Here is a 5342-nt window from a genome sequence, read left to right as displayed (position 1 = left end):
CTTTATTGTTTTTTCATTGTTCAGTACTACAACCTTGGTTGTAGTGCCCTGCACATTGGTTCGTCTTGTTCAGTTTTCAAAGGTCTTTGTCACTCACTTCTCTCAAGCGACAACTATATTAGTATATCACAGTGGCTTTCGCTTGTCAACACTTTTTTGAAACTTTTTTAATCTTTTTTCATCAAGTGCCGCAACCACAACATACCATAGTCCGTACGGGATTCGAACCCGTGTTACCGCCGTGAAAAGGCGGTGTCTTAACCCCTTGACCAACGGACCTGAGCTGTTATTTTCAACTCTTACTATTATACCGACTTTTTAAACTTTGTCAACTACTTTTTTAAACTTTTTTAATTAATTTCACAACTGCTTCCGTTCGAGCAGTGTGTGGGAACATATCGACCGACTGGATATAATGGAGGTCATAGACTTCTACTAAGCGTACCAAATCACGAGCCAAGGTCGAAACATTGCAAGAAATATAAACCATTTTTTCTGGTACATAGTTAAGAATTGTATCTAATAACTTGTCATCCAGACCTGTACGTGGTGGATCTACGATCAGAGCATCTGCTCGGTAGCCTTCCTTATACCAGCGAGGAATAATCTCTTCCGCTGTTCCTGCTTCGTAATGTGTGTTGTTAAATCCCATTCTTTTAGCATTTCGCTTAGCATCTTCAATGGCTTCTGGAATAATATCCATACCTCTGAGTGTTTTAACTTTCTTTGCGAAGGCAAATCCAATCGTTCCAACTCCACAATAAGCGTCAATCAAATGGTCTTCTTTATCAACATCCAACGCTTTTACTGCCTCACTATAGAGGACTTCTGTTTGTTCAGGATTTAGTTGATAGAAAGCGCGAGGAGATAGTGAAAATTCATAATCAAGAACACCTTCTTGAATACTCTCTTGACCCCAGATAATCTCTGTCTTTTCTCCATAAATCTCACTGGTTTTAGCTGTATTTGTATTCACAGCTACTGTCACAATCTCTGAAAAATCTTTAACTAAATCTTTTACCAGCAGGGTTAAATTAAGCTGGCGATTTGTAACAATAATAATCTGAACCTGTCCAGTCTTTCTTGCTCGTCGGACCATAATAGTCCTAACTCCTAGAACTTTTCTCTCATCCGTGATTGGAATCTGATGATAAGTAAGTAATTCTGCTAGACGATTAGCAATCACTTGGGTTCCCTTGTCTTGTACCAGGCAGTCTTTCAACTCTACTAAATAGTGAGAGTTTTGTGCATATAAGCCCGCCTTGACCTGATTCTTAAATTTTCGAGTCTGAAATTGTAACTTAGCACGGTAGTACTTTGGTTCCTGCATACCAATAGTTGGACGGATTTCATAATTTTTATATCCTGCAGGAGCAAATTTTTTCAGCGCTTGATGAAGTAAGTCCGTCTTGAACTCCAGCTGCTTATCATAATGCAGGTGCATGATTTGGCAGCCTCCGCACTCATTGTAAATAGTACAAGCTGGCACAACTCGAAATTTAGACTTCTTGTTGACCTTCAGTAATTTTGCCTCAACAAAGTTACGTTTAATAGAAGTAATCTGACAATAGATATCTTCTCCTTTGAGAGCACCATGCACAAAGACTAATGTTTTTTGATAAAAGCCGATTCCCTCACCATTAATTCCCATGCGCTTGATTTTTAATGGTATTTTTTGTTTCACTTTCAGATTCATACCCCTATCTTATCACATTTTGAGTTATTCCGCTACCGCTTGATTTTTATATTTCATTAGTAAGTAAAGGCCTTGATATTCCTGATTTTCTTTAAAATCATATTTCCTTATATTTTCTTTAATTTCTTTAAAAGTTCCTAAAAATGTTCACAAAAAAAGCCCCATAAAGGAGCCACTACACTATATGATGAGTTCAGCAGGCAAGAAACTAGCACGGTCAAACGTGCTTTTTTTATTACCTGGTAATATTGTAGCATATCCTCACCAAATTTATATACTCTCAAAAATTTAAAAAAACGTAAACCTGACTCTCGCAAAAGAGAGATAAACACTAAGATGGAGGACGAAATCCCCCTCACACCTCTATTTTATCAAACTAAATCAGAAAAACACTACTTCATAAAATCCAATAAATTCGATTATAATATCTTTCGGCCTACTAATTATTTCACTAGCGCTCATATATCCCCAGCGCTACATTCCAGGTATCCAATCTTTTATTTCTTTCAAAATTTTATAAGCCTGTTTCATTTTAGAGTTGTCCTCCAAATATTCAATACCTTTAGTTGTAATTCTAACAAGAGACAAATTCTCAATATAAACATCCCCAGACATGTCTCCAGTTACACAAGTACCTGTCAAAAATCCATCATCAAATAAATTACGATAGACATCCATTAAATACTGGTGGGGAATTTCCAGGACGGAAGAGTTTATTTCATTTTCATCGGCCGGCTCTCCATGCTTCATTTTCTGAAAATAATAATTAAGGATTTTATACACAACTACCCAATAATCATTTTTTGCCATGACTACAATCTCCTTTTTTTAAAATATAATCCTTTGCGCTCCACTTTATTATAGCTCTTTTGCTATCTTCCTGCAATAAATCAAGTTTTATCTATTTCACCTCTACAGTATATATACTGCCATTCAAAACTAATCATTTTTCTGGTAAATTGGTCAGTTTTTACCCCCTTTTTGTCTGGAGGTCTCCGACTTGGAAAAAGTTCCCTTCACCGGTTCCCAAAGTATTCAAAAAATTTTTTTCAAAGTGGGGGGAGTCAATATCCTTTCAGTTCTATAAATCTTTTAGCGATTACCTTTCTTCTACTATTTATATAACGAGTAGTTTTATTTAGATTCTCTGCTACTTCTTCCCAAGTCATACCAGCTTCTAAAAATCTCATTTTAAAGATGACTAGATCAGTGTCAATCAGATTTTCCATCAAGGTATCTACAATTAATTTAAAACCTTCCAGATATCTTAATGTTAAATCTTCTTCAATTCTAATTATAGTATCTTCAGTAGGACTTGAAACTTTCTTGCCCTGAGATCTAATATACGTTTCATTCCCATGTTTCTTGTTATGTATCAACTCTTGTCTCCTCAAGTAAATTTTATTAGCAATCGTTCTATATCTTTCTAATTCATTATCAATCTCGTCCAAGTCTCTGTTACTAAGGTCATACATAGTCAAGTACCTCCGCTTCGATTTTTAATTTTTCTTCTGTTGCATTCTGTCAAACTGACAAAAAGCTTAACAGCCTTTCAACACTCCACTTACCAGGTATCATTGTTTTAAGTTTGACAACTCTTCAATATGACAATTTAAAGAAGTATCCCTCTAATTTATTCCCCAGTTTCTCTTATCTTACATTCTGTGAAACTCACTCCATTCTGTAACTTACTGATATACATGGCTTCCAAGCCTATACTCTGTTTTAGTTTATGCTTTCTTCATTTTGTGAAACTAATTTACTGAAATTAAAAACAAGGCCATTTTTGATATAGCTATCAATTTCTTGATATTCAAATCAGCCTTGTTTCTAATGAATTACTCTTTACCTAAATACTCTTTAATCTCACGATATTCCTTAGAAAAATTCATATGCCCACTGACATCAGGATTTAAGAACGGAAGGATACTTGTTGGATTTACTTCTGTCCGATATACTGCAAGAGAATGCTCCTGAGTTATTTCTCCAACTACGCCTTTATGTATTTCTTCTACATCTTTCTTTAGTGCTTGAATTTCATCGTAGGCATCTAAAATTATCCTAAGTTTCTTCTGGTAACGTTTATAGATTTTCTTTTCTTCAGCTCTTCGTTTAGTCTCTTTAAAGATATATTCAAATATCGCTGCCTTTGCCTCCCAGAAATTAGTATCATACTCTTTCTCTAACAGATCGATTGATTCACTCATTTTAGCAATTTGTTCTAAGGAAGTAGCATTATCCTCAAAAAAAGAATCAATATTATCAAATGAAACCTTCTTCTCTCCAGTAACTGTTTTTCTTTTTTCTTCCAACTTTGTTCTTGCTTTTGCAATCTTATCTTTTTTATCATCAAGATTTTCTAATGTTGATAATACTTCTCTAATATCCATCCCCTATCTCCTAATTCCATTTTATAAAGAAAGCGCAATCCGTTTCAATTTTCTTCACAACGAAACGAGTATATAGCATTAAACTCATTCCATAAATAACGGATTCACTTACCCAACGTAAGCTATTTTTATTTCTTTCAAATAAAGTAGCGAAATTGTACAAATCCCCAACGAAAGCAACTTTATCGCCTTTTACTCCTAGTACTTCATCAGATACAACAATAACATCATCAACGTATAAGTTTTCTGAGTATTGTTCCTTCTTGTTAATTTTTAAAATATAATTTCCATAGCTGGATTTCTCTTTATCTAAAAACTTAAATAGTGACTGACTTAATACAAGAGTATTATGACGTTCAGGATTTAAATCGTTTATTGTATCTTTCAATTCGTCAAAATTAGAAACATTTTTTTCAGGTGCTTCTTTTAGAATTTTTCCAATTTCAATATTACGTGTTTTACGACAAAGACGGGTAATTTTGTTACTTAAGAAGTCTGATATATTATATTCTCCATCATCTACTTGTTCAGACGATAAGGCAATACGGCCTGAAAATGTCTTGTGTTCAAACTTGGTTCTAATCTGTTTTTTTCTAAGTTCTACACTTTTACTATCTCTAAACTCTTCTGATTCAAGTTCTGATAGATGTTCATCGTCAAAACCTACAGTTTCATATGTTCCACCAGTACCCGTATACTCAATCACATTAACAAGATCCACTAATTCTTTTCCTTCTTCAGGAACGTCATAGATACTTGTTATATCTTGTGATAATATTAAACCTGTTTTTGATTTTTCATCATCAATACTCATTCCTCTACTTCTTACATACTTTTCTACCAAACTAAATTTTTTAGCCATTTTATACTCCTTTATCTCTTTATTGCTCCTCGTTGTTTATAATTTTTTCTAAAGTTCTTAGCTCTTAGCTTTTCTTTTAGAACTCTACGAGCTTTTAAAATCATTTTTTCTAGCTGTTGATTCTTTATTTTTGTCAGCATATTTTTCTAGTATTTCTTGTTTCCGTTGTTCTAAGCTATTATCTTCTTTTTTACACTGAGAAAATATTTTCTGTCTTTTATCTGGATCCATAGAAAACTTATTGGCTACTATATACCCTAAAGAAGTATCTCTTGCCATAATACTCACCCCCTTTCTATGCAAATCATGACCACCCGTCAAACGGGTGGTTTGTCCCAGAGCTATAAGCCCAAATTACCAGCCAGCGCCTAAAGACGCTGGCTTTCACTTTGTT

Annotated in this window: 6 protein-coding genes and 1 tRNA gene; all 7 read right to left on the bottom strand. The window is 34.3% G+C overall.

What is annotated here, in order from left to right; all coding sequences use genetic code 11:
• Positions 1–207: 207 nt before the first annotated feature.
• Positions 208–279: transfer RNA gene (locus tag B7692_RS07195), tRNA-Glu, on the bottom strand.
• 61 nt (positions 280–340) lie between these two features.
• Complete coding sequence (gene rlmD / locus B7692_RS07190; RefSeq protein WP_084930326.1) at positions 341–1696, bottom strand: 23S rRNA (uracil(1939)-C(5))-methyltransferase RlmD; 1356 nt, start codon at positions 1694–1696, stop codon at positions 341–343.
• Positions 1697–2170: 474 nt separating this feature from the next.
• Entirely contained in the window at positions 2171–2506 is a 336-nt protein-coding gene (locus B7692_RS07185) for a YjcQ family protein (RefSeq protein ID WP_033688196.1), read from the bottom strand.
• A gap of 254 nt (positions 2507–2760) precedes the next feature.
• A complete protein-coding gene (locus B7692_RS07180; RefSeq protein WP_239822381.1) occupies positions 2761–3147 on the bottom strand; it encodes a DUF722 domain-containing protein in 387 nt (128 codons plus the stop codon).
• A gap of 387 nt (positions 3148–3534) precedes the next feature.
• Positions 3535–4086: a hypothetical protein gene (locus tag B7692_RS07175; RefSeq protein WP_084930324.1), complete on the bottom strand. Its 552-nt coding sequence runs from the start codon at positions 4084–4086 to the stop codon at positions 3535–3537.
• 10 nt (positions 4087–4096) lie between these two features.
• The gene (locus B7692_RS07170) at positions 4097–4963 is read right to left on the bottom strand and encodes a phage major capsid protein (protein WP_338153588.1); all 867 of its coding nucleotides are present in this window, start codon (positions 4961–4963) and stop codon (positions 4097–4099) included.
• 69 nt (positions 4964–5032) lie between these two features.
• Positions 5033–5227 carry a hypothetical protein gene (locus tag B7692_RS07165; RefSeq protein WP_000090304.1) on the bottom strand — a complete coding sequence of 65 codons (195 nt, stop codon included), beginning with the start codon at positions 5225–5227 and terminating at the stop codon, positions 5033–5035.
• Positions 5228–5342: the final 115 nt, after the last annotated feature.

It is taken from the genome of Streptococcus mitis, from assembly GCF_002096925.1.
GTDB lineage: Bacteria > Bacillota > Bacilli > Lactobacillales > Streptococcaceae > Streptococcus > Streptococcus mitis_AF.
The sequence above is the reverse complement of the archived record's forward strand: the minus strand, read 5'-3'. Positions and strand labels throughout refer to the sequence as shown.

What these genes read in the sequence shown, in the direction of transcription:
- rlmD (WP_084930326.1), bottom strand. Translation starts at nt 1,696, where the DNA reads ATGAATCTGAAAGTGAAACAAAAAATACCATTAAAAATCAAGCGCATG.
- B7692_RS07185 (WP_033688196.1), bottom strand. Translation starts at nt 2,506, where the DNA reads ATGGCAAAAAATGATTATTGGGTAGTTGTGTATAAAATCCTTAATTAT.
- B7692_RS07175 (WP_084930324.1), bottom strand. Translation starts at nt 4,086, where the DNA reads ATGGATATTAGAGAAGTATTATCAACATTAGAAAATCTTGATGATAAA.
- B7692_RS07165 (WP_000090304.1), bottom strand. Translation starts at nt 5,227, where the DNA reads ATGGCAAGAGATACTTCTTTAGGGTATATAGTAGCCAATAAGTTTTCT.